A 23,313-nucleotide genomic window follows, 5' to 3' on the forward strand; every position below is an offset into this window, starting at 1 on the left:
TGTTGTCTGTCAGATCTTTGAACTCATTCGATGACACCGCAGTAGCGAGCCATGAAGGCAGCGAAGCCAACGACGCCGGCCAGGTATTCCTCGACGTCGACGTGCTCCTCGTAGGTGTGGCAATTGCGGATATCGCCCGGTGCGCAATAGACGGCGGGAATGCCGAGCCGATTGACGAAGAAGGGTTGCTCCGACCAGAACGGCGCGCCTTCGACCATCCCACGCCCGGCCAACGCCGCAGCCATCTCCGCGGAAAGCATGCGCACCTCCCGTGCCGTCTCGTCGATTTCCGCGGCGGTACCGCCAAGCGCATGGTCGCGCCCGGCCGGATAGGCAAACTCGACCTGGATTTCCGGATCGGTGATGGCGTCGCGCACGGTTTTCTCGATATCGGCGGCAGCGACATCCAGGGATTCTCCGGGCAGCAATTTGCGGATCAGTGACAACGAACAGCGTTCGGGCACGGCGATGTAGCCACCACCGGTCAGTCCTGTGATCAGCAGGAAGCTGCGCCCGACCAGCTTGTGTTCGGCGCGCGCCGCGATCGCGTCTGAGTGCTTCCAGAGCGCGGTCATGGCGGCATGGCTGGCGCGCAGCGCATCCTTGCCCAGTTCCGGCACGCCGAAATAGGCGGATTTGCCGGTAATGGTGATGTCAGCGATGAAGAAGCCGATCTGCGCGGGATAGACCGAAAGCCGGGTTGGCTCGACGTAGACGGTGAAATCCGGACGTTCCACTTCGCCCGCTTCGATGCGCGAGACAAAATGCTTGATACCGGCGGATACGCCCGTGCCGGGCTGGCCGCTTTCCTCGTCGCCGACGAAGGCGAAGGCAACGTCGCCGGCCAGCCTGATGCCTGCCCGATCCAGCAAGGAAAGCGCGGCAAGAGATGCCGAAATGCCGGCTTTCAGATCGCCGGAGCCTCGTCCCCAGACCGCATTGTCGATCACCGCCGCTCCGAACGGATCCTCACGTTCCGTTCCAGCCCAGTGTTCACGCCAGCCATCGACATGAACCGTGTCGGTGTGGCCGATGAACAGCAGGCGCTTGCCTTGCCCAGCGCCCTTGCGCTCCGCCCAGATGTTCGGACGGCCAGGCAGGAATTCGGCCGTCTGCAGCCCGGTGAGGCCAAGGCCGTGCATCTTGTCCTGAAGATAGGCGACGAAGTTTGCCTCGTTGCCGGTAACGCTTTCGTGCTGCACGGCGCCTCGAAAAAGCGCCAAGGCCCCTTCGCGGTCGAGCGCGGCACGCAAGCGCCCGGTCAGATCAGCCGCGATCGCCATCACACTGCCTCCCGAAGTGCCGCGCTCATATTGGCGGGCGGCAGTGAAATCCGGCCGTCGGGCGCATTCACGCCGAAGAGCGAATTGTGGAGCTGACCGAGACCAATCGCCGCCGCGCCCACGATCGCCGCACGTGATCCGAGCTCACCTGTCTCGACATTGACCGGATACGGGAAGCACTGCGGCAGGAGAGCCCTCACTCGTGCCAGCATTTCCGGACGCAGGCCGATCGAGCCACCCAGAATGACCTTTTCCGGGTTGGCGATGGCGGCGATGGCGGCGATGCCTCTGGTCAGATAGCGAGCGGTCTCGTCCAGCACGGTCAGCGCAGCTTCGTCGCCGGCTTCAGCCCTTTCGAAGATGCCCGGAACGCCGAGCCGCTCGCCGGCGAGAGCGGCATAACGCTCGACGATACCGTGCGACGCGACAACACGTTCGAAAGCACCCGTGCGCAGTGATTCAGCTTCGAAGGGGTCGGCACCCAGAGGCAGGAAACCCAGCTCACCGGCGGCGTTGATGGCGCCACGCACCAGATGGCCGCCGACCATCAGCCCGGAACCCACGCCGGTGCCGAGGGCAACATAGGCAAGATTGTCGATGCCCTGCCCCTGACCCAGCCAGTTCTCGCCGAGAACGGCCAGGTTGACGTCGTTCTCCAGCATCGCGTCGAAGCCGAAGCCGCTTTCGAAAGCCGCGACCACATCCATCGTGTCGAAATCGGCGATGTTGGGCGCCATCAGCACCCGACCCGTCGCGTTGTCGGGCGCACCCGGAACACCGATCACCGCCAGGCGGATCTTCGTGCGAGGAATTCCGCGGCGTGATGCGGCCTGGAAAGCCAGGGCAACGATCTGATCGACGATATGCTGACCGCCGCGAGGATCGGTCGGCACGGTGTCCTCGGCGAAGATCTGGCAGGCAAGGTCGGTTATCGCGACCCGCACCTTGGTACCACCGAGATCGACGGCGACGATGTAGGCGGCATCATAGACCAGCTCATAGGTCACCGCCGTGCGCCCGACATGGCCACTGGTACGCCCTGTTTCCTGCACCCAGCCATCCTGCTCCAGGCTGCGCACGATCTCCGAGATCGTCTGCTTGGAAAGTCCGGTCTGCTTGGCGATCGACGCTCGCGAGATCGGCCCGCCCTGCACGACCGCCTCCATGACCGAGCGCTGCGAAAATCGCCGCGAGATGCGCAGGCTGTCCGTCATCTCCACCCCATTAATTCGTTCTGTAACCGAACTTATTATGCTGAAATGGCGCCGTCAATCGGGATTCTGGCGGGATGCGCAGAGCATCGGGACGTGCATGGAACTCGCGCCACGGCGATCACCCAACATCCATGACGCTGATCTTTATCAATAAAAAAGTACCATTCCTCTATATGAAATCTATTTTCATGCAGAAATCTGAAGAACTTATCGCGACCTGAACGACAAAATGTACAGTAGAATCGATTCAAAACGCCACTAATTTATAACTGTTGACTCTCATATTAGCGTTCCATAATTTTAGTATTGGGAAGCATGCAAGAACTTCCGATGTACATTCACAGTATTGACTTGGCGACGACTGGATCCAAACAACCCAGCCGAGAGGTACCGTCATGCGCAAAGTTTTGGTCGTCTATTTCTCACAAACTGGACAGTTGAGACGCATCGCCGAGTCAGTTGCTGCACCCCTGGCACGCGCTGACGATATCAGTCTGCGCTGGTTGTCGCTGAAGCCGACGAAACCATACCCCTTCCCCTGGCCGTTCTTCGCTTTCTTCGATCAATTTCCGGAAGCCGTCTATCTCGACCCGCCCGCGCTGGAGCCGCTGGGGCTGCTCGAAGGCGAGCATTTCGATCTGGTCATACTCGCCTATACCGTATGGTACTTGTCGCCGTCGCCGCCGATCACTGCCTTCCTGAAGTCGCCGGAAGGCCGGAGGGTGCTGGCCGGCACGCCGGTCGTCACCCTCATCGGGTGCCGCAACATGTGGCTGCAGGCGCAGGAACTGACAAAGGAACTGCTGACCGACGCCGGCGCTCGGCTGATCGACAACATCGTGCTTACCGATCGCGGCAGCGCGATGAAGACGCTGGTGACGACGCCGCATTGGATGTTCACGGGCAGGCGCGAGGCCTTCTGGGGTGGTTTCTTCCCGCGCGCCGGTATTACAGAGGAGGATATTGCCGGTGCCTCGCGGTTTGGTCGCGCCATCCTCACCGCCATGCGAGCAGGGCTGCCGAGCGCAGACAGGCCGATCGTGACCGGCCTGCGCGCGGCAACCGTCGATCAGCGGCTGATTGCCAGCGAAGAGATCGGACGCCGCAGTTTCATGCTCTGGGGCCGGCTGCTGCGCCGATGCGGACGGCAGGGTGACGCCGCCCGCAAGCCTATCATCGTGCTATGGGCCTGCGTGTTGTTCCTGCTGATCATCACCGTGGTGCCGGTGACGATGGCACTGCGCAGCCTGCTCAAACCTATCCGCAAGAACAGCATCCAGCGGCAACGCGACTACTTCGAGCGACCTTCAGGTTCGGCCGACTTCCGCATGGGAGAATTTTCATGACAGCTGCAGTCTATCTCACCCGCGCTGCAAAATTCCTGCCGAACAATCCCGTCGACAACGACAACATGGAGGAAGTGCTCGGCATGATTGGCGGCAAGCCGTCGCGTGCCCGCAAGATCACGCTGCGCAACAACGGCATCCGCACCCGCTATTACGCGATCTCACGCTATACGGGTGAACTGCGCTACACCAATGCGCAACTGACGGCAGAAGCGGTACGGGCGCTGACCGACGACGAGTTTCAGCTAGATGACATCCAGTTGCTGTCCTGCGGTACCTCCTCACCCGACCAGGTGCTGCCCAACCACGCCCTGATGGTGCACGGCGAACTCGGCAACCAGCCCTGCGAGACTTCCGCATCCAGCGGCATTTGCCTGGCGGGACTTCTGGCGATGAAATACGGCTACATGGCGATTGCGGCTGGCCTCGCCCGCAATGCCGTGACAACGGGCTCGGAGCTCTTTTCCACCCTGTTGCGGGCCCAGAATTTCACTCCGGAATCCGACGCCAAAGTCGACGAACTGGAACGGGAGCCGGGACTGGCCTTCGGCAAGGACTTCCTGCGCTGGATGCTTTCGGACGGTGCGGGCGCGATCCTGCTGAGCGACACACCCAACGCTCATGGACTCTCGATGCGCATCGACTGGATCGAGATGCGTTCCTATGCCAACGAATATGAGACCTGCATGTATCTCGGCACCACCAAGCAGGCCGACGGCAGCATGCGCGGGTGGCGCGAAAACACCTCGCTCCAGGACGCGGTCGACAGCGGCGCCTTCGCCTTCGAGCAGGATGTGAAGCTGCTCAATCCCAACATCACCCCGGTGTTGGTCGGCCGAGGCCTGCCGGACATCCTCAAACAGCACAAGCTCGACCCCGATGAAGTCGATTGGTTCCTGCCGCATTTTTCGTCCTATCACTTTCACCCCATCCTGCAGCAATGTCTGCGCGACATCGGCTTCGAGATCCCCGCGCAGCGCTGGTTCACCAACCTTGAGCGTGTCGGCAATGTCGGCGCGGCGTCGATGTATCTGATGGTGGAAGAGTTGCTGAATGGCGGCCGCTGCCGGGCCGGCGATGTGGTGCTTTGCTTCGTGCCGGAAAGCGGCCGTTTCTCCACTGGCTTTATGAAAATGACCGTTGTCGATGGCAGTGGAAGCGCAGGCAGACATTAGGTCCATACCGTCAATCTCACATGGAGTGCACACATGACATCTGCGGTCTATCTCACACGCGCGGCGAAGTTCCTGCCAAACAGCCCCGTTGACAACGACAGCGTGGAAGACGTCCTGGGCATGATCGATGGCAGGCCGTCGCGTGCCCGTCGGATCACGCTGCGCAGCAACGGTATCCGCAGCCGGCATTATTCGATCTCCCGCGAAACCGGTGAGCTGCGCTACACCAACGCGCAACTGACTGCCGAGGCGGTGCGCGCGCTGACAGATGAAGACTTCCAACTCGCAGACATCGAGCTTCTGTCCTGCGGCACCACCTCGCCGGACCAGATGCTGCCAAATCATGCCTCGATGGTGCATGGCGAACTGCGTAGCGGCACCTGCGAGACGGCCGCTTCGAGTGGCGGCTGCGTGTCCGGTGTCCTGGCGATGAAATACGGATACATGGCGGTTGCTGCCGGGCTCGTGCGCAATGCCGTGGTTACCGGTTCGGAGATGCTCTCCACGCAGCTTCACGCACGCAACTTCTCCCCGGAATCCGATGCGAAGATCGCTGAGCTCGAAAGACACGAAGCGCTCGCTTTCGAAAAGGACTTCCTGCGTTGGATGCTGTCCGACGGTGCCGGTGCTGCCCTGCTGAGCGGGACACCTAACCCGCAGGGGCTTTCGATGCGCATCGACTGGATCGAGATGCGCTCCTATGCGCACGACCATGAGACCTGCATGTTCATGGGAGCGGCAAAACAACCCGACGGCAGCATCAAGGGCTGGAAGGAATATGGCTCCCTGCAGGAAGTTATCGACAACGACGTGCTTGCCCTGGAACAGGACGTCAAGCTCCTGAACGCCATAGCAGTGCCTGTCACGGTCGCCCGCGGGCTCTCCGACATACTCAGGACGCGTCCACTCGACCCGGACGAAGTCGATTGGTTCCTGCCGCATTATTCATCGGCCTATTTCCGGCCGGTCGTCCAGCAGGCCCTGCGCGACATTGGTTTCGAGATTCCCGAGCAGCGCTGGTTCACCAATCTGGAACGCGTCGGCAATGTCGGCGCGGCGTCGATGTATCTGATGATCGAGGAACTCCTGAATGGGGGGCACTGCCAGATCGGCGACGTCGTTCTTTGCTATGTTCCCGAAAGCGCACGCTTTTCGACCGGTTTCGTCAAAATGACGGTGGTCGATGCGCAGGGCAACACCACCAGGCAATGAGACATCCCCCTGACGGGGTCTGAAGTCGCAGCGAGACGGAAAGCACTGACATCAGCAAAGCGGAGCCAACCATGACACATGCGCAAGTTCGCCTGCAGGAAGACTTCCATCCGACGCACTCGATCCTGAAGTCGACAAGGAGCCTTCTCAATCTGATCACCGGATCCTGGGCATCGCAGGTAGTCTATGCGGCTGCCAAGCTGAAACTGGCCGATGAACTGGCAAGCCGCCCCAGAACAGCGAGGGAGATCGCCGCGGCTGTCGGCGCGATGGAGCGCCCCCTCTACCGACTGCTGCGCGCCATGTCTGGCCTGGGACTGACCGAGGAAGACAGCCAAGGGCGCTTCGATCTCACGCCGACGGGGCAATTGCTGCGCTCGGACGTGCCGAACTCCCTGCATGGTTTCGCGGCACTCAATGGCGAGGATTGGCACTGGCGTAACTGGGGCGGCATCGTCGATTGCGTGAAAAACGGCGGTCCCGTCTTCGACCGGCTGTTCGGGATGCCGGTGTTCGCCTATCTCGGACAGCACCCGGAAGCCGGAGCCGCCTTCGATGCGGCAATGACCAGTATAACGGGCGGCTGGAATCCCGCCGTGCTCGCGGCACTCGAGTTCCCCGAGACCGCCACCGTGGTCGATATCGGTGGCGGCGCAGGTGTCCTGCTTGCAGCCATATTGGAGGCCAATCCGCATCTCCGCGGCGTCCTGGTCGACCTCCCGGAAGTGACGGAGCGTGCGGTTTCCAACCCTCGCCTTGCCGCTGCAATCAGCACCGGGCGATGCAAGGTGAGCAGTGGCAGCTTCTTCGAGCCGATCCCTGCCAAGGGCGATATCCACATCATGAAATTCATCATTCACGACTGGGGCGACGAAGAGGCAAGCACGATCTTGACCAACAGCCGCAATGCACTCGAAACGGGCGACCGGCTGATCCTGGTCGAGCAATTGATCGAGCCGGGCAAACCGGCACAGCTCGCCACCCTGACCGACATCGAGATGCTGTTGTTCGTATCGGGAGGCGAGCGCACCGAGCAGGAGTTTGCACAACTGCTACGTCGGAATGGCTTCGAGCTGACAAAGGCGGTGCCGACCGCTGCTCCGGTCTTCATCATCGAGGCGCGGGCGATATGACAATGTCCAATCACCCCCGCCCAACTCGTGTGCTGCGCAGCGGACAGGCAAGACCGTTCTACCGCAGAAGGCGCCCGAAGCCGGACGAAAACAGAAAAGAAGGCGAGACCACAGGCCCTGCACCAGCGCATGAGCCAAACTTCAAACGTTCCCCAGGAAAATTTACGAGGCGAACGTTCTACGGCTGGTTCATTCCGCACCCGCTTGGGGTCCTGAAAGACGAGATGTAGACCATCGCGGGGGAGCGAAAAGCCATCGACGTATCAACTTCGCAGGCCGTTTTCAATAGCTTGGCTGGAGCAACTCCAGGAAAAGTGTGTAACGGTTTCTGTCCGGAATTGCGAAAAACAAAGAGTTCGAGCGTTTCCGTGAAAAGCGGAAACGCTCTAAGGTCACCGAGAAGAAAGTGTCGGGAAATGGCAAGCGACCTTTCGCCCGGGACCATGTTCGGTGAGTTCGGGCCGTTCGACACGGCATCGCTCGGCTGCGATCGGGCATCGGGGATGGAAGCGGCACCCTGACGGCGGCTTGAGCGGACTTGGCACGTCGCCGGTCAGGATGATGCGCTTGCGTACGCCACCAGGCGTCGTCTCTACCACTGGAACGGCCGAGATCAGCGCCTGGCTGTAGGGATGCGCGGGTGTCTCGAACAGTTCTTCCGCTGGCCCCTCCTCCACGATCGATCCCAGATACATGACCGCGATGCGGGTCGAGACCTGGCGGACCACGGACAGGTCGTGGGCGATGAAGATGTAGGTGAGGTTGAGTTTCTCCTGAAGGTCGGCCAGCAGGTTGACGATCTGCGCCTGAACCGACACGTCAAGCGCTGAAACCGGCTCGTCCAGCACGACGAGATCGGGATTGAGCGCAATGGCTCGCGCGATACCGACACGCTGACGCTGCCCGCCTGAGAATTCATGCGGATAGCGCATGACATGGTCCGGGAGGAGGCCCACAAGATCGAACAGTTCCGCAACCCGCTTGGCGATTTCGCCGGAGGACAGTTTGGTGTGGATGCGCAGTGGCTCCGCAACCAGGTCTCCGACCCGGCGCCGTGGGTTGAGCGAAGCCGACGGGTCCTGGAACACCATCTGCAAGCGGCGTCTGAACGGCCTCAGTTCAGCCAGCGACTTGCCGGTGATGTCGTCCCCTTCGAACAGCAGCTTGCCGTCGGTGATGTCGTAGAGCCTGACAAGACAGCGCGCCAAGGTGGACTTGCCGCAACCCGACTCCCCGACCAGGCCGACGGTTTCGCCACGCCGGACTGTCAGCGAGACGTTGTCGACGGCGTGGACGGTTCGCTTGCCTTGCGAGGAAAAGCGCGTGCCGATCGAGAACCGCTTGCTCAGCGTGCGCGTCTCGATAATTGGCTGGTCCTGTTCCATCATCTGCCCGCTCATGCCTGAACCCGGAAACATGCCGCGGCATGCGCGCCTTGGCCAAGATCTGGCTTGCCGGCCCCGCAGGGCTCATAGTTCACCGGGCAACGTGGGGCGAATGCGCAACCTGCAGGCAAGCGCAGCAGCGACGGCGGCGAGCCGGGAATGGCCGGCAGGCGGCGTGGCTTCTCGCCCGTCAGCGGCGGGATCGAGCCAAGCAGCGCACGGGTATAGGGGTGCTGAGGCGCGGAAAAGAGATCGCCGCGGCTGCCGCGCTCGACGACGCGCCCGGCGTACATGACCATCACCCTGTCGGCGAGTTCGGACACCACTCCCATGTCGTGGGTGATGAAGACGACAGCGGAATTGTGCGTGGCGCGCAGCTTGCGCACGAGATCGAGGATGCCAGCCTGCACCGTCACGTCGAGAGCTGTGGTCGGCTCGTCGGCCACCAGCAGCGCCGGGTTGCAAGAGAGAGCCATGGCAATCACCGCGCGCTGGCGCATGCCACCCGAAAGCTGATGCGGGAAACGTGACATCGCCTCGCGTGGATTGGGGAAGTTCACCTCGGCCAGCAATTCCTCGACGCGCGCCAGGGCCTGGGATTTACTGACACGCTTGTGTGCACGGATCTGTTCGGCGATCTGCCAGCCGATCGTATAGACCGGCGTCAGCGCGGTCATCGGATCCTGGAAGATCATGGCGATCTCATTGCCGCGCAGGCGTCGAAGTTCGCGGGCAGGCAGCCCCACCAGCTCGGTGTTCCTGTAGCGGATCGACCCTTCGATGATCGCATTGGGGTCGGTGATCAGGCCCATTACGGCCAGCAGCGAGACAGTCTTGCCCGAACCGGATTCACCGACGACGCCCAGGATTTCGCCTTCGCCGAGATCGAAGGAAACCCCGTCGATGGCCCGTACCAGCCCCTCATGAGTGCGGAATGAAACCCTGAGGTCGCGAACCGACAGCATCATGATGTCCTCACGCGCGGATCAAGAAGGATATAGACGAAATCCACCACTGCATTGGCCACGACGACGAACATCGAGGCATACATCACCGTGGCCATGATCATCGGCAGATCCAGACTTTGAAGCGCATCATAGGTCAGCTTGCCGATGCCCTGCAGGCCGAAAACCACTTCCGTCAGAAGGGCGGATCCACCGACAAGCGCGCCGAAATCCAGGCCGAACAAAGTGACGAAGGCGATCAACGAGGTGCGCAACGCGTGGCGCAGCAGGATGCGCGTCTCGGACAGGCCCTTGGCGCGTGCGGTGCGGATGTAGTCTTCCTGCATCGACTCGATGATGGCTGCCCGCAGAACGCGGCCGTAGATGCCTATGTAAAGGATGGCGAGCGTGACCCATGGGATGACCAACGCAAGGAACCAGCCTTTGGGGTCATCGGAGAAATTCTTGTAGCCGAGCGGCGGCACCCAGGAAAACAGCCAGGTGTCGTGATAGCGGCTCTGGGTGATGAGGTTCATGACCTCGCCCAGCCAGTAGACAGGCATGGAAATGCCGAGCAATCCCAGCGCCATCAGAAGCTTGTCCAGCCAGCTGTCGCGTGTGGCGGCGGCAACAACGCCAATGAGGATCGACACCAGCACCCACAGAACCGCCGCGCCAAAGACAAGCGACAATGTCACCGGGATCGAATCAGGACTGCCGGCACGACCTTCCAGCCGCGGTTGACGAAAGAGGTCAGGTCGCCGGTGACGAAGATCTTCTTCATCATCAGCCCGTACTGCACATAGAGTGGACGGTCGAAACCGAAATTGTGGCGCACCGCCTCGAGCACTTCGGGCGATGCGTTGCGGCCGGCGATGCGGGCTGCCGGATCGGAACCCGGTGTTGCAAAGAAGATCAGGAAAACGATGACCGAAATGCCGAACATCACAAACAGCATCTGAGCGAAACGGCGCAGGATCGCGTAAATCATCAGTCGCGCCCCAGCCGGACTTTGGAACGAGGGTCGAGTGCGTCGCGCAGGCCGTCGCCAAAGACGTTGAGCGCCATGACGGAAATGGCAATCGCGATACCCGGCGCCAAGGCGACGATCGGGCGCGTATAGAGCAGAGCCTGTCCATCCTGAATGATGGTGCCCCAGCTGGCGGCGGGTGGCTGGACGCCGATCGACAGGAAGGAGAGTGCCGATTCCGTCAGCATGTTCAGTGCCATCATCAACGGCACGAAGACGATCAGGGTGGTGGTGATGTTGGGCAGGATATCGCGCCACAGGATGCGCGAACCCGGAACGCCCAGATTGATGGCGGCCATCACGAACTCGCTGTTGCGCAGCGACAGGACCTGACCGCGAATGGGTCGCGCCACATAGGGCACGTAGACAATGCCGATGATGATGATGGGCAGCCAGAGACTACCGGATTCAATCGTAATCGGCCCGATCGTGATGCCTTGCGCGATCATCACGATCGAAAGCGAAATCGCCAGGAGATAGATCGGAAAAGCCCACAATATGTCGAGGAGCCGCGACAGTAAGGTGTCGGTAAGGCCTCCGAAATAGCCGGCGACCAGCCCGGTCGCCGTCCCGAGCAGCAACGTCAAGACGGTCGCCACGGCGGATATGAGGAGCGAGTTGAGCCCTCCGTAGAGCAGACGGGCCATGACATCGCGACCCTGGTTGTCCGCGCCGAGGAAGTAGTTGCCGAGCCGCCACGTAGGACCAAGGGGAGTATACCCCAGACCCAGTCCTTCCGTGGATTGTTCCATCACGGGCACATCCTGCCCATCCAGGATAATGACCGCATCAAGCGTCGAAATGAAAGGATCGACACCGGCCCAGCGCGCATAGAGCGGCGCGCTGAGGCAGGCGACCACGATGAGGACAAAGATTGCCAAGGCCGCCATGGCGGCCTTGTTTCCCATCAGCTTTGCAAAAGCGAGGGCCCAGGGCCCCCGCGTCTTGCGCGGCACGGCGACAACGTTGCTCGACATGAAGCTAGCCCGTCAGCGCGATATCACTGCACCCAGGCCTGGGTCACAATCCAGTAGAACTGGGCGTTGAACTTGAAGTTGCCGAGACGTTTGCTGACGAAGTCCACATGCTTGGGTGTGAACAGCGGCACCGCTGCAGCCTTGTCGGTGACCGCCCGGTCGATTTCCGCCCATGCCTTGTTGGCTGCATCCTGATCGGTCACGCCAAGGTCCATCGCCTGCTTCATCTTGGCGTCGATATCCTTGTCGCAGAAGCCGGAAATGTTGACCGATGCATCCGAGCCTTCGCGGAAGCTGTCGCAACCGAACAGAATGTTGAGGAAGTTCGATGCAGCCGGATAATCCTGGTACCACTGGCTGACCGACATCTGCACCTTGTTGTTGGTGTTCTGGATGTAGGTGAACTGGATGTTGCTGGAGATCGGCTTGACGTCGGCAACATAGCCGATGCTGGTCAGAACGCTCTGGAGATAGACGCCGATCGACCGGGATACGGCGGTGTCTTCCACGATGACCGTGACCTTCTGGCCCTTGGTTCCGGATTCCTCGACCAGTTGCTTGGCCTTGTCGACGTCAGGAGCAGACCATTTTGTTCCCGGATTCTTCGTGAAGGGGCAATAGTCCTCGTGTCCCGGGAAGTCCGGGGGCAGCACCTGGCACACCGGCGTGGCCAACACCTTGCCGCCGAAGAGATTGACCAGAGTGTTGCGGTCGACGGCATAGGCGACAGCCTGTCGAGCCTTCTCATTGTCGAAAGGCGCCAGGCGCGTGTTCAACGGCGCATACCACCAGGCCGTCAATGGCGAGATGTGAACCTGGTCCATGTATTTGGTGCCCAGTTCAACAAGCCGGTCGGTAGGCGGCTGATCGAACATCCAGTCTGCCTCGCCCTTCTGGATCGCTGTTACCGCCGCTTCCTCGGTCAGGCCGAAGTCGTACTGCACGACGTCCGGATAGCCATCCGGCTGTGCTTCCTCGCTCCACTGCTTGAAGTGCGGATTACGCACCATCGTCATGCCCTTGTTCGGATCGTAGGCCGAAATCGCATACGCTCCGGTGCCCGGGATCGGATTTGAACCGACATCCTCCGCCGGCGTGCCGGCCGGCAAGACCACGGCGTGCGGCATGGCCAGCTTGTCGATGAATTCGGCATCGGGTTTGACGATGTTGATCGTTATCGTGCCGGCGGCTTCGTCGGCTGTCACGCCACCCTCCAGCGTGCAGCTCTTGGTGTCGGCGAGGCATTTGTCGGCGCCGACGATGCCAGCATAGAACGTGCCTGAGGTTGGGCCCGATACCTTGAAGATGCGCTGGAATGACGCCACGACGTCCTTCACCGTCATGTCCTGGCCATTGGAGAACTTGATGCCCTTGCGCAGCTTGAAGGTGAAGGTCTTACCGTCGTTGCTCACCGACGGCATATCCTCGGCGAGATCGGCGACGATCTTGAAGCCGTCCTTGCCGTCCGCCTTGCGGAAAGCGACGAGACCATCGTAGAGCGGCTGGAAAATCTGCCAGTATTGCAGCGTGTAGTTGATATGCGGATCGAGCGTGCCAGCCGCCGAGCGGGCCAGCAGCCGCATGGTGCCGCCACGATGTTCCTTCAGATATTCCGCATTTGCAGGCGCCTGCCACGTGCAGGTCAGCAAGGTCGCGGCGGCTGCCGCCAAGAGCAGTTTCTTCATTCTTATTCCCCTTTTTTCAGTTGTCGTTCTGGTGCAGGAATGAACCGACCACCCGCATGCATTCCTCTTGCTCTTCGACATGCGGCATGTGGCTGGAATGCTCGAATATCACCCAGCTGGCGCCCTTGATGCCGTCCTTGTAGGGTTGCACCGTCGCCGGCGTGGCCTCGTCATGGCGCCCCGAGACGATCAACGTCGGAACATCGATCGCCGGCAAGCGGTCGATCACGCTCCAGGTTTTCAGCGTACCGATGACGTGGAATTCGTTCGGGCCGTTCATCACATTGTAGACGGTCGGGTTGCGTGCCACCTGAGCGAGGCTTTCAGCCACCTCCGGCGGGAACGGCACCACGCGGCAGACGTGCCGCTCGTAAAACACCATTGTCGCCTGCTGATACTCCGGAGCGTCGGTGGTGCCCGCCTTTTCGTGTCGCGTCAGCGTTTCCTGCACATCCTCAGGAAGGTCGGCACGCAGGCGATTGGCTTCTTCGACCCACAGCTTCATCGATGCCGGCGAGTTGGCGATCGTCAGCGATTTCAGACCTTTCGGCTGCAGCACCGCATATTCGGCGCCGAGCATGCCGCCCCAGCTCTGGCCCAGTACATGGAAGCCCGCCCGGATGCCGAGGTGATCGACCAGGTTTTCGAGCTCGTCTATGAACAGTTGCGGCGTCCAGAAGTCGGCGCCTTTTTCGGGCAGCAACGTCGAGTTACCGCAACCGAGCTGGTCGTAATGGACGACAGCGCGCCCGTCCTGCGCGAGCAATTTGTAGGCGTCGACATAGTTGTGCGCGACGCCCGGACCGCCATGGAGGATCACCAGTGGAGGTTTCTCGCCGCCGAGTTCGCCGGCTATCCGGTACCAGGTTTCATAATCCCTGAAGCTGGCACGGCCTTCTCTAACGACGATCTCAGACGACATTCCGCTTTCCTACCCTGATTGAACAAACCCGGTCGCACCGCATCATCAAGCCCTGCTGGTGCGAACCCATTCCTCCAGCATCTGGACACCAAAAGCCGTCGCGCCCTGGCGGCCGCCTGGGCCATCGGTTTCAGCCAGTTCCTTGCCGGCGATATCGAGATGAACCCAGGCGCAGCCTTCAGTGAAATGGCGCAGGAAAGCCGCCGCGTAAGGCGCGTCGCCATCCTCCATGTCCTTGGCGTGATGCCTGAGATCGGCAAACGGCGACTGCAGCCCTTCATCGTAAGCGCGGTCGAGCGGCAGGCGCCAGAAACGCTCACCCACCGTCTCACCGGCGGCGACCATCTGTGAAGCAATGGCATCATCGGTGCTGAACAGGCCAGCGAAGATCGAGCCGAGCCCACGCATGACCGAATAGGTCAAGGTTGCCAGGTCGACCATTGCCGCGGGCTTGAAGCGCGTCGCGGTATAGTAGAGGCAGTCCGCCAGAAGCAGACGCCCCTCCGCGTCGGTATCGAACACTTCCACTGTTTGTCCGGAAGCCGTCGTGATGATCTCGCGCGGTTTCAAGGCCGTGCCCGAGGGCAGGTTCTCGGCGATACCCAGGACGCCGACCACATGCACCGGGCTGTCCTGCCGGGCGAGCGCCAACAGCAGGCCGCACACCGCCGCAGCGCCAGCCATGTCGGCCTTCATGTCGAACATCTGCGCGCCGCCCTTGATACAAAGGCCGCCGGAATCGAAGCAGACACCCTTGCCGACAAAGGCGAGTGGCTGTGCATTGGCGTTCTTGCCGCGATATCGCAGAACCGCCACCTTGGGCGCTCGAACTGAACCAGCCCCAACGGCCAGAAGCGCGTTCATGCCGAGTTTCTTCAGCTCTTTCGCGTCGAGAATCTCAACCTCGAGACCGGCCTGACGCAGGGGATCGAGATGATCAGCGAAACTGTCGGGATGAAGATGGTTCGGCGGCAGATTGACAAGGGTGCGCGCGTATTCAACGCCATCGGCGATGGCGAGCGTGCGGGCGAGTTCCGCCCGCAACTCCGCCTGTCCGGCCGCGACCAGACGAATACGCCAGACCTGATCGGCACCGGCCTTCGGCCGCTTGTTGCGCATATCGAAGCGATAGCGGCGCAGCCGCATGCCAAGCGCGACGCGCGCGAGGACTTCGGCCTCGGTCACACGGACGCCGGCGACAGCATCGAAAAGCAGCGTTGCTTCATTTTCGCCCTTGGCTTCCAGATGAGCGGCCAGAGCACCGCCCGCACGTGTCAGCGAGAGGGCAGTCACCGTATGCGCATTGCCCAACGCGAGCACGATCACACGCCGTGCGTTTACCCCGTGAGGTGGGACAAGATCGAGGCAGGCGCCGTTTTCGTTCAAGGCGCCAACGCCTGAACAGGCCCGAGATATGATCCCGCCGATCTTGCTATCCAATGCCTGAGCTTGAGAACCGAGGTCGCTTCCTGGCGTCTGCAGGATGACGATGACGGAGGCGTCCGCCGGGAGGTTGTCTGTCGTTTCAAAGACCGGCACTGGCGACTGCGGCATCAGGCGGGTATCTCCTCCAAATTGTCGGGGCTCAAATAAGGTGCGGCCGCCGCGACATGCCCCGGCCCCGGCAGTGATGCCGGTCCGAAATGTTCATGCGCGAAGCCGCATCCGCCGATGACGGAATGTTCCGAAGCCCCGAATAGTCGTGTTCTCTTGACGACTTAGTTGTTCTTGTCTCTTGGGTATCGCTGACAACGCAGGCGTTCAAACGCCAATTTTGTCCTTGTCGATTGACAAAAACTCAGCTGAGAACCCATGATCGGGCAATGGCTCTACCCTCACTCAATGGCATGCGCGCTTTCGAGGCTGCAGCACGTCTTGGCAGCATCAAGGATGCCGCGGAAGAACTGCATCTCACGGCATCGGCGGTTAGCCGCCATATTCGCACGCTCGAGAAAAATCTCGGCCAGGATCTGTTCGAACGGGGATTTCGTCAGGTCACGCTGACGACAAGAGGCTCCTATTACGCGCGCAATCTCTCGGAAGCCTTCGAGGCGATATGGCGTGCCACGGAGGATGTCAGCTTTCACGACGGCGCGCGGCGCGACAAGGCTCAGCGCCTACGCGTCCTGTGTGTACCCCCGGTCTTGAACCTCTGGCTCGCGGACCGGCTGCCGGGTTTCCGGCGGCAGCATCCGTCAGTCGACCTTGAGATCCTGACTTCAGGCAAACGCACCAATTTCGATTTGGCCATCGTCGACGAGTTCGACTACAAGGCCGGCCCGGCGCTGACACTGCTCATCCCGCTGGTGCTGACTCCCGTCTGTTCGCCTGCGCTGCTCGACGGGACCGTACCGCTGCGATCACCCGCCGATCTGATCCACCATCACCTGATCCATGAGTGCGAAACCAACAGATGGAAGCGCTGGCTGGAACAGGAAGGTGTCTTCGAGGCAATGCCGAAATCCAGCACCGTGCTCGACGACTGCACGCTGATCATGCGCGAGGCGATGAACGGCGGCGGGGTAGCGCTCGCCGACACGATGATGGCCCAGGACCTGCTGCATCAGGGCAAGCTCGTCGCTCCCTTCAAGGCACGTCATACCTATCCGGCAGGCATCTATCTCTATCAACGCCGCAGCATAGGCAGCAAACAGAGCGCCGCGTTGTTCCAGAACTGGCTGCTTGAACAGGTCGCCGAACACAAGAGAGTGATGGCGATCGACTAGCGAATGACCTCGACGCTGGGTCACCTTCCCCGCTGCCAGCAACGGATCGTATGACCTTCCGCGATCATCTTGCCCGGCGGCTCAGCTTCCATGCAGGCAGGTTGCGCCTGCGGACAGCGGCTGGCGAAAGCACAGCCCTGACCTGCCTGGGTTTCGATTTCCGAAGCAAAGGGGGCAGGCCCGGCGGGACCTGGCTCCGTGTCGTCGGCAGCGAGCAGCATCTCCGTGTACGGATGATTGGGACCCGCGAAGATCTGCTCGGATGCCCCTTCTTCGACAAGGCGGCCGCGATAGAGCACGCCGATCCTGTCGGCCATGTAGCGCACGACCCTGAGATCGTGGCTGATGAACAGATACGCCGTGTCGTTACGGCGCTGCAGGTCGTTGAGCAGGTTGAGAACAGTCGCCTGTACCGAGACGTCGAGAGCCGAGGTCGGCTCATCAAGGACCACCAGCTTCGGTGTTCCCGAAAAAGCACGGGCGATTGCCGCGCGCTGGCGTTGGCCACCTGAAAGCGCCCCCGGCTTGCGCTCGGCGAATGACGGCGCAAGCCGCACCGACCCAAGCAGGTCCGATATTCGCTGCGTCCTGGCAGATCTTGGCAGATCGGCCAGACGCCGCAGCGAGCGGCCGAGGATGGTGCTGATCCGCTGCCGCGGATTCAATGTGCGATCCGGCGATTGGAAAACCATCTGAATGTCGCGACGCTGGCTGGACTTGCGCCGTTCCACACGCGTGGCGGCTGCCTGTCCAGACAGTTCGACCGTGCCCGCGACAGGAGCCTGCAGGCCGGTGACGATCCTGGCGAGCGTCGACTTCCCGGAGCCGGACTCACCAATCAAGCCATAGGTCTCGCCGGCAGCAATGCTGAGGTCGACACCGTGGAGAACCGCCTGGCCGCCAAAGGACTGCCGGATGTCCTTGCACCGGAGCACGGTCTGGCGCTGGCGGCCAATCAGCGTGTCATCTGAAACCGGGAGTTCCTCGGCCGATTGGTCCGCGCAAGGCGATCCACTTTCGGCAAGCCGCCCGTCGCGCTTGGTATAGGTCAATGTCGGGATGCTGCGGACCAACATCTGCGTATAGGAATGCCGCGGTTCGTCGAACAACGTGCTGGCGTTGCCGCCTTCGACAACGACGCCGGACTGCATCACTGCGACGCGCTCGCAGCAGCGTTTGACCAGGTCGATGTCATGGCTGATCAAAAGGATACCGGTCTGGTGGCTTCGGCGAAGGTCGTCCAGGATCGCGATGATCTCGGACTGCACGCTGGCGTCGAGCGCGGTGGTCGGCTCATCAGGATCAGCAGGGCAGGATCGAGCGCAATGGCAATCGCGATATTGGCCCGCTGCTGCATGCCGCCCGACAGCTCGTGCGGATAAAGTCGGAGCACACGCTCCGGATCGGCGACACGCACGCGCCGCAAGAGGTCAGCAGCCTGCAGGGCGGCATCCTGCTGGCTGGTGCTGCGGTGGCGCACGATGGTTTCAGTGATCTGCCTGCCGATCGTCAGGCTGGGATTGAGCGCTGACCCGGGGTGCTGGTAGACGGCTGCAATGCGATCGCCGCGCAACCGGCGCAGTTCCTCCGCCGAGAGCGTTCGCAGGTCGCGTCCCAGGAATTGCAATGCGGAGGCCTCCACCTGCGTGTGTTTTGGCAGATAGCGCAGGGCGGCCAATGCCACCGAACTCTTGCCGGAGCCGGACTCGCCAACGAGGCCCAACGCTTCGCCAGGCCCCACACTCAGCGAGACATTGCTGACGGCACGCTGCAGCGATCTGCCTGACCGGTAGCTGACGGAGAGGCGTTCGATATTCAGAACGGATGGCGATGATGTCTCTTTCGGAACCACATTCTTCTCGCTTTGCCGTCCGGGGCAACGGCTTCCGGATGTGAGATCCATAATGTCTATAAAATTACTCGTATTGAATATGCGCGCAATCTAACCTTTTGCCGGTTTGGAGATTTCCAGCCGCCAACTCCGCCGATGCGGCGAAGTTTTTGACTGCAGAAGGGAAGCAACCAGCCATGGCGCATGGTCACATCATCCTCAGCGCATTCTTCTTCAATCCACAGGGCGATCACCGGATGTCATGGCGGCATCCGCGCGCGCCGGGCCGCGAAATCCTCGACTTCGACTATTATCGTGATCTCGTGCAGGCGGCAGAGCGCGCCAAGATCGACACGATCTTCGTCGCCGATCACGTGTCGATCTGGGATTCGGTCAGGAGCGGCGTCGCTCACTACGCCAATGCCCGGCTGGAGCCGTTGACGCTTCTCGCGGCGCTGGCCGGCGTGACCCGGCACATCGGCCTGATCACCACGGCCTCGAGTTCCTACAGCGAGCCTTACAATGTGGCGCGCTTCTTTGCCTCGCTCGATCACATCTCCAAGGGTCGCGCTTCCTGGAACGTCGTGACCTCCGCCATGGAAGAGGAAGCCAGGAACTTCGGACGAGACGGCAACATCGACCATGCACTGCGTTACGAACGGGCCGGCGAATATCTCGATATCGTCAAGGCGCTGTGGGACAGCTGGGAGGACGAGGCGCTGCTGATCGACAAGGAGACCGGTTACTTCGCCGACCCGGCCAAGGTCCACGCCATCAATCACAAGGGACCACATTTCAGGGTACGCGGTCCGCTCAATGTCCCGCGACCGCCGCAAGGCCATCCGCTGATCGTGCAGGCCGGTTCGTCGGAGGACGGCAAGAATTTCGCAACGGCCCATGCCGACGCGCATTTCGCGATCTTCAGCACCAGGGAGGATGGTGTCCGCTATCGCAAGGACATCAACGAGCGCCTCGCCCGCCACGGCAGGCACCCGGAGAGCTTCAAGATCCTGCCGGGCATCCTGCCGATCGTCGCCGGCTCGAAGGACGAGGCGCTCGAGCGTCAGGAATACCTGCAGACGCTGCTTCCCGATCAGGTCGGCATCGACCTTCTGTCGAGCTGGAGCGGACTCGATCTTTCGGCCTATCCCCCTGACGGCCCCGTGCCGCCGTTGCCGGATGAAAGCACGTTCAACGGCGGCCACACCTCGCTCAATCGTGTGCGGCAATGGGCCAAGCAGAACCTCACTCTGCGCGAAGTGGCACGCCGCCTTTCCAACAGCGGCTCAGTCCCGACGGTCGCCGGAACGCCGGTCGAGATCGCCGACCAGCTGGAGGACTGGTTCGTTGCCGGAGCCGCGGACGGCTTCAACCTGATGTTCCCGCTGCTGCCGGAAGACTGGCACGCCTTTGCCGAAAACGTGGTGCCGGAACTGCAGCGCCGCGGCCTTTTCCGAACTGAATACGAGCCCGGCACGCTGCGTGACCGCCTCGGCCTTGCCCGACCGGCCAACCGCTTTGCCGAGCAGCGCGACAATGTACGCGCGGTGTCCTGACCGCGGCATGGAGATGAAACAATGAATGCCCCCGTGACCAATACGAAGCTGCAGCCGCGCGAAGCCAGCACACCCCGGCTCGTCAACGTCCTTTCCAGCCCGAAGCGCATCCGCGTTCGTTTCGACGGCCAGACCATAGCCGACAGTCGCGACGTGCTCGTGCTCCGCTCGAACCACTTCCTGCCGATCTACTTCTTCCCCGCTGAGGCTGTGCTGCCGTCCGTGCTCAAACCCTCAGGATATCGCGACCCGCACGAGGTCGGCGGCGAACGCCAGTACTGGAACCTGGATAGCGGAGGCCGGCAAACGGCGAACGCAGCCTGGACCTTCGTGTCGCCGCCGGACGAGGAGTTGCATCTGCTTTCCGGCCGTATCGCCTTCGTCTGGAACGCGGTCGACCAATGGCTCGAAGAGGAGGAAGAGGTCTTCGTCCATGCGCGCGACCCTTACGCCCGCATCGATGTCCTGCACAGCACAAGCCATGTCAGGGTCTGGTTCGACGGCGAGCTGATCGCGGACAGCCGGCGCCCGGTGCTCTTGTTCGAGACCCATCTGCCGACCCGCTACTATATCCACCCCGACGATGTGCGGCTCGACCGCCTGGTTGCCTCGGACAGCAACACGCGCTGTCCCTACAAGGGCATCGCTTCCTACTGGTCCGGACAGCTGAAGGACGGGTCGATCGCCAGGGACATCGCCTGGAGCTACCGCGATCCGATCGACGAGATTCCGAAGATAAAGGGATTGATCGCCTTCTATCCGCAAGCTGTGGATCGCATCGAACTCGACGGCGAAATCGTCTCCTAGCCGTTCCCGCCACTTCCTCCATCCATCGGAAAAGCCATGACCAAACGTTCTGATATCGATGCCTTGCGCGGCCTGTCCGGCGATCTCTGGAATGTCGCCGTAGATGAACATGCCGCCGGATTCCTCAAACGCCGCGACTTGCTCAAATACGCGATGCTGATCGGCCTGACCGGGTTCGCGACGTCGCAGGGGCTCGGCTTGTCCGGCCCGGCGCGCGCTGCCACCAGCAAGCCGGGCGGCACGGTCCGCGTCGGTCTCGACCAGCCAACCGCGGCCATCGATCCTATCCTGGTGACCGACCCCGCCAGCATCGCGCTGATCAGCCAGGTGGGTGAATATCTGCTGCTGGACGACCCGAAGGACGGTCTGCTGCCGCGGCTCGCCGTTTCCTGGGAAGCGGACGAGACCGCCCAGCGCTGGACCTTCAAGCTCAGGCAAGGCGTCAAATTCAACGACGGCCGAGCGGTCACGGCAAAGGATGTTGTCGCCTCGTTCGAACGGCTGGTCGACCCCAAGAGCGGTTCATCGGCCCTCTCCGCCTACAAAGGGATCCTGTCCAAGGGCGCCATCCGGCAAGTCGACGAGCAGACGGTCGCCTTCGAACTCGACGCGCCCAACAGCAACTTTCCTTTCTATGTCTCATCCGACGTCGTCAACGCCATCATCCTGCCGGCGGACTATAGCGGCGACTTCGAGAAGACCTTTATCGGCACCGGGCCGTTCAAACTGGAATCCTTCCGCCCCAAGCAGGGCGCGACCTTCGTGCGCAATCCCGACTACTGGGGAGAACAGGCTCTGCCGGACAAAGTCGAGATCAAGTTCTTCGACGACTCGCAGGCGCAGTTGCTGGCGCTGCAGGCCGGCCAGTTGGATGTGATCCCCGAGACCACCCGATCCTCGCTGGCGATCGAGGGCAATCCCGCCTTCAGGATCATCAGCGTGCAGGCAAGCTCGCATGACGAGGTCCACCTGCGCACCGATCAGACGCCATTTACCGACAAACGGGTACGCCGGGCGCTTGCCTTGACGATCGATCGCGAAGCCGTGGTGAAAGGCCTGCTCAAAGGCAGGGCGATCGTCGGCAACGACACACCTTTCGCGCCGATCTTCCCATCCTCGGATCCATCGGTTCCACAACGCAAGCAGGATCTCGCCGAGGCGAAGCGCCTGCTCGCGGAAGCCGGCTTCGCCAACGGTTTCGACGTCACGCTGACCACCGAGCGCGCCTATGACATTCCCGACTATGCCGTGCTGATCCAGAATTTCGCGAAGAAGGCCGGCATCAACATCAAGCTCAACGTGCTGCCGCAAGATGCCTACTACGGGTCAGCCACCTTCGGCAGCTCACCCTGGCTGGATTCCGTGCTCGGCATTACCGATTTCGGCCACCGCGGCACACCCGATATCTTCCTGAACGCAACGCTCAAGAGCAGCGGCACCTGGAACGCCGCGCATTTCAACAACCCCACCTATGATGGTTTGCTGCTGGACTACAGCAAGGCCCGTGACCTTCAGGCGCAGAGGCTGGTCGCCGGCAAGATCCAGAATCTGCTGCTGGACGAGACGCCGCTGATCATCAGCTATTTCTCGCAGTACAGCCGCATCACCAGCGCGAAGATCGAGGGCGTGCGCTTCACGGCGATCTCGCACCTTCTGCTCGATCGCGCTTCCTTCGCATGAGGAAGAGTGACCGATGACGCTCGGCCGAACCATCGCTTCGCGCATCGGTTCGCTGCTGTTGACCCTATGGCTGCTCAGCGTGCTGGTGTTCTTTGCCGGGCAGGTCCTGCCCGGCGATGTCGGGCGCGTCATGCTCGGACCTTTTGCGGATGCCGAGGCTGTCGCGGCCCTCAACCGGAAGCTCGGCACGGACCAACCGGTGCTCGTGCAATACTGGAGCTGGTTCGAGAAGGCGATCCAGGGCGACTTCGGCGTGTCGCTGTCGTTGCGCCAGCCTGTGGCACCCCGTCCTGGAAAGCCTGCGCAACTCGGCGGCGCTGGCCGGTGTCTCCCTCGCCCTGCTGATCCCGCTGGGTATCGGCACCGGCATCGTCGCCGGACTGAAAGCCGGAAGTCTCATTGACCGG

General features: G+C 61.7%; 19 protein-coding genes and 1 pseudogene. 9 read left to right on the plus strand and 11 right to left on the minus strand.

Going from position 1 to position 23,313, the window contains the following annotated elements; all coding sequences use genetic code 11:
- Positions 1 to 23: 23 nt before the first annotated feature.
- A complete protein-coding gene (locus tag ACFJIU_RS17385; RefSeq protein WP_379061860.1) occupies positions 24 to 1,283 on the minus strand; it encodes a M20 family metallopeptidase in 1,260 nt (419 codons plus the stop codon).
- Positions 1,283 to 2,497, minus strand: coding sequence for an ROK family protein (locus ACFJIU_RS17390; protein WP_379061863.1), 1,215 nt, complete (start codon positions 2,495 to 2,497; stop codon positions 1,283 to 1,285). The genes ACFJIU_RS17385 and ACFJIU_RS17390 overlap by 1 nt, the downstream gene beginning before the upstream one ends.
- 395 nt (positions 2,498 to 2,892) lie before the next feature.
- Here ACFJIU_RS17390 and ACFJIU_RS17395 point away from each other — a divergent pair, with 395 nt between their 5' ends.
- From ACFJIU_RS17395 to ACFJIU_RS17410, 4 genes are all read left to right on the plus strand, one after another.
- Complete coding sequence (locus ACFJIU_RS17395) at positions 2,893 to 3,843, plus strand: dialkylrecorsinol condensing enzyme (protein WP_379061866.1); 951 nt, start codon at positions 2,893 to 2,895, stop codon at positions 3,841 to 3,843.
- Positions 3,840 to 5,018, plus strand: a complete 1,179-nt coding sequence (locus tag ACFJIU_RS17400) for a beta-ketoacyl-ACP synthase III (protein WP_379061868.1) — start codon at positions 3,840 to 3,842, stop codon at positions 5,016 to 5,018. The genes ACFJIU_RS17395 and ACFJIU_RS17400 overlap by 4 nt, the downstream gene beginning before the upstream one ends.
- 33 nt (positions 5,019 to 5,051) lie before the next feature.
- On the plus strand, positions 5,052 to 6,230 hold the full coding sequence (locus tag ACFJIU_RS17405; protein WP_379061870.1) for a beta-ketoacyl-ACP synthase III: 1,179 nt from the start codon (positions 5,052 to 5,054) through the stop codon (positions 6,228 to 6,230).
- Positions 6,231 to 6,301: 71 nt separating this feature from the next.
- Entirely contained in the window at positions 6,302 to 7,363 is a 1,062-nt protein-coding gene (locus ACFJIU_RS17410) for a methyltransferase (RefSeq protein WP_379061872.1), read from the plus strand.
- A 392-nt stretch (positions 7,364 to 7,755) separates the two neighbouring features.
- Here the strand turns inward: ACFJIU_RS17410 and ACFJIU_RS17415 are convergent, their stop codons facing one another.
- The 7 genes and pseudogenes from ACFJIU_RS17415 to ACFJIU_RS17445 all read right to left on the minus strand — a co-directional run bounded on the left by ACFJIU_RS17415 (position 7,756) and on the right by ACFJIU_RS17445 (position 15,860).
- On the minus strand, positions 7,756 to 8,763 hold the full coding sequence (locus ACFJIU_RS17415; protein ID WP_379061875.1) for an ABC transporter ATP-binding protein: 1,008 nt from the start codon (positions 8,761 to 8,763) through the stop codon (positions 7,756 to 7,758).
- Complete coding sequence (locus ACFJIU_RS17420) at positions 8,760 to 9,716, minus strand: ABC transporter ATP-binding protein (protein WP_379061877.1); 957 nt, start codon at positions 9,714 to 9,716, stop codon at positions 8,760 to 8,762. Before ACFJIU_RS17420 ends, ACFJIU_RS17415 begins: the two co-directional genes overlap by 4 nt.
- Positions 9,713 to 10,683: pseudogene (locus tag ACFJIU_RS17425) on the minus strand (ABC transporter permease). The gene ACFJIU_RS17420 and the pseudogene ACFJIU_RS17425 overlap by 4 nt, the downstream one beginning before the upstream one ends.
- The gene (locus ACFJIU_RS17430) at positions 10,683 to 11,699 is read right to left on the minus strand and encodes an ABC transporter permease (RefSeq protein WP_379061880.1); all 1,017 of its coding nucleotides are present in this window, start codon (positions 11,697 to 11,699) and stop codon (positions 10,683 to 10,685) included. Before ACFJIU_RS17430 ends, ACFJIU_RS17425 begins: the two are co-directional and overlap by 1 nt.
- Before the next feature lie 23 nt (positions 11,700 to 11,722).
- Positions 11,723 to 13,384 (minus strand): ABC transporter substrate-binding protein, encoded by a 1,662-nt coding sequence (locus ACFJIU_RS17435; RefSeq protein ID WP_379061883.1) that lies wholly within the window; start codon positions 13,382 to 13,384, stop codon positions 11,723 to 11,725.
- A 16-nt stretch (positions 13,385 to 13,400) separates the two neighbouring features.
- A complete protein-coding gene (locus ACFJIU_RS17440) occupies positions 13,401 to 14,306 on the minus strand; it encodes a proline iminopeptidase-family hydrolase (protein ID WP_379061885.1) in 906 nt (301 codons plus the stop codon).
- A 45-nt stretch (positions 14,307 to 14,351) separates the two neighbouring features.
- Positions 14,352 to 15,860, minus strand: coding sequence for a leucyl aminopeptidase (locus ACFJIU_RS17445; RefSeq protein ID WP_379061888.1), 1,509 nt, complete (start codon positions 15,858 to 15,860; stop codon positions 14,352 to 14,354).
- A gap of 269 nt (positions 15,861 to 16,129) precedes the next feature.
- On the opposite strand from ACFJIU_RS17445, the gene ACFJIU_RS17450 reads away from it, so the two are divergent.
- Positions 16,130 to 17,032 (plus strand): LysR substrate-binding domain-containing protein, encoded by a 903-nt coding sequence (locus ACFJIU_RS17450; RefSeq protein WP_379061890.1) that lies wholly within the window; start codon positions 16,130 to 16,132, stop codon positions 17,030 to 17,032.
- Between the two features lie 20 nt (positions 17,033 to 17,052).
- Here ACFJIU_RS17450 and ACFJIU_RS17455 read toward each other — a convergent pair whose 3' ends face one another.
- Both ACFJIU_RS17455 and ACFJIU_RS17460 read right to left on the minus strand, forming a co-directional pair.
- Positions 17,053 to 18,300 (minus strand): ABC transporter ATP-binding protein, encoded by a 1,248-nt coding sequence (locus tag ACFJIU_RS17455; RefSeq protein ID WP_379061891.1) that lies wholly within the window; start codon positions 18,298 to 18,300, stop codon positions 17,053 to 17,055.
- Positions 18,234 to 18,884: an ATP-binding cassette domain-containing protein gene (locus tag ACFJIU_RS17460; RefSeq protein WP_379061892.1), complete on the minus strand. Its 651-nt coding sequence runs from the start codon at positions 18,882 to 18,884 to the stop codon at positions 18,234 to 18,236. The genes ACFJIU_RS17455 and ACFJIU_RS17460 overlap by 67 nt, the downstream gene beginning before the upstream one ends.
- Positions 18,885 to 19,060: 176 nt before the next feature.
- Between ACFJIU_RS17460 and ACFJIU_RS17465 the strand changes: the two genes are divergently transcribed.
- From ACFJIU_RS17465 to ACFJIU_RS17480, 4 genes are read left to right on the plus strand one after another with little or no spacing between them, the layout of a single operon-like run.
- A complete protein-coding gene (locus tag ACFJIU_RS17465) occupies positions 19,061 to 20,419 on the plus strand; it encodes an LLM class flavin-dependent oxidoreductase (RefSeq protein WP_379061895.1) in 1,359 nt (452 codons plus the stop codon).
- Positions 20,420 to 20,440: 21 nt separating this feature from the next.
- Positions 20,441 to 21,226 carry a DUF427 domain-containing protein gene (locus ACFJIU_RS17470; protein ID WP_379061897.1) on the plus strand — a complete coding sequence of 262 codons (786 nt, stop codon included), beginning with the start codon at positions 20,441 to 20,443 and terminating at the stop codon, positions 21,224 to 21,226.
- A gap of 36 nt (positions 21,227 to 21,262) precedes the next feature.
- Positions 21,263 to 22,906, plus strand: coding sequence for an ABC transporter substrate-binding protein (locus ACFJIU_RS17475; RefSeq protein ID WP_379061899.1), 1,644 nt, complete (start codon positions 21,263 to 21,265; stop codon positions 22,904 to 22,906).
- 13 nt (positions 22,907 to 22,919) lie between these two features.
- The gene (locus ACFJIU_RS17480) at positions 22,920 to 23,309 is read left to right on the plus strand and encodes a hypothetical protein (RefSeq protein WP_379061901.1); all 390 of its coding nucleotides are present in this window, start codon (positions 22,920 to 22,922) and stop codon (positions 23,307 to 23,309) included.
- Positions 23,310 to 23,313: the final 4 nt, after the last annotated feature.

Origin of the sequence: Mesorhizobium sp. UC74_2, from assembly GCF_042701485.1 — a bacterium.
Lineage (GTDB): Bacteria > Pseudomonadota > Alphaproteobacteria > Rhizobiales > Rhizobiaceae > Mesorhizobium.

Bases quoted from the DNA above. Each gene is read 5' to 3' on its own strand.
- ACFJIU_RS17470 (WP_379061897.1), top strand. From the start codon at position 20,441: ATGAATGCCCCCGTGACCAATACGAAGCTGCAGCCGCGCGAAGCCAGC.
- ACFJIU_RS17385 (WP_379061860.1), bottom strand. From the start codon at position 1,283: ATGGCGATCGCGGCTGATCTGACCGGGCGCTTGCGTGCCGCGCTCGAC.
- ACFJIU_RS17435 (WP_379061883.1), bottom strand. From the start codon at position 13,384: ATGAAGAAACTGCTCTTGGCGGCAGCCGCCGCGACCTTGCTGACCTGC.
- ACFJIU_RS17400 (WP_379061868.1), top strand. From the start codon at position 3,840: ATGACAGCTGCAGTCTATCTCACCCGCGCTGCAAAATTCCTGCCGAAC.
- ACFJIU_RS17475 (WP_379061899.1), top strand. From the start codon at position 21,263: ATGACCAAACGTTCTGATATCGATGCCTTGCGCGGCCTGTCCGGCGAT.
- ACFJIU_RS17480 (WP_379061901.1), top strand. From the start codon at position 22,920: ATGACGCTCGGCCGAACCATCGCTTCGCGCATCGGTTCGCTGCTGTTG.
- ACFJIU_RS17450 (WP_379061890.1), top strand. From the start codon at position 16,130: ATGGCTCTACCCTCACTCAATGGCATGCGCGCTTTCGAGGCTGCAGCA.
- ACFJIU_RS17405 (WP_379061870.1), top strand. From the start codon at position 5,052: ATGACATCTGCGGTCTATCTCACACGCGCGGCGAAGTTCCTGCCAAAC.
- ACFJIU_RS17445 (WP_379061888.1), bottom strand. From the start codon at position 15,860: ATGCCGCAGTCGCCAGTGCCGGTCTTTGAAACGACAGACAACCTCCCG.
- ACFJIU_RS17430 (WP_379061880.1), bottom strand. From the start codon at position 11,699: ATGTCGAGCAACGTTGTCGCCGTGCCGCGCAAGACGCGGGGGCCCTGG.
- ACFJIU_RS17420 (WP_379061877.1), bottom strand. From the start codon at position 9,716: ATGATGCTGTCGGTTCGCGACCTCAGGGTTTCATTCCGCACTCATGAG.
- ACFJIU_RS17410 (WP_379061872.1), top strand. From the start codon at position 6,302: ATGACACATGCGCAAGTTCGCCTGCAGGAAGACTTCCATCCGACGCAC.
- ACFJIU_RS17390 (WP_379061863.1), bottom strand. From the start codon at position 2,497: ATGACGGACAGCCTGCGCATCTCGCGGCGATTTTCGCAGCGCTCGGTC.
- ACFJIU_RS17465 (WP_379061895.1), top strand. From the start codon at position 19,061: ATGGCGCATGGTCACATCATCCTCAGCGCATTCTTCTTCAATCCACAG.
- ACFJIU_RS17440 (WP_379061885.1), bottom strand. From the start codon at position 14,306: ATGTCGTCTGAGATCGTCGTTAGAGAAGGCCGTGCCAGCTTCAGGGAT.
- ACFJIU_RS17415 (WP_379061875.1), bottom strand. From the start codon at position 8,763: ATGAGCGGGCAGATGATGGAACAGGACCAGCCAATTATCGAGACGCGC.
- ACFJIU_RS17395 (WP_379061866.1), top strand. From the start codon at position 2,893: ATGCGCAAAGTTTTGGTCGTCTATTTCTCACAAACTGGACAGTTGAGA.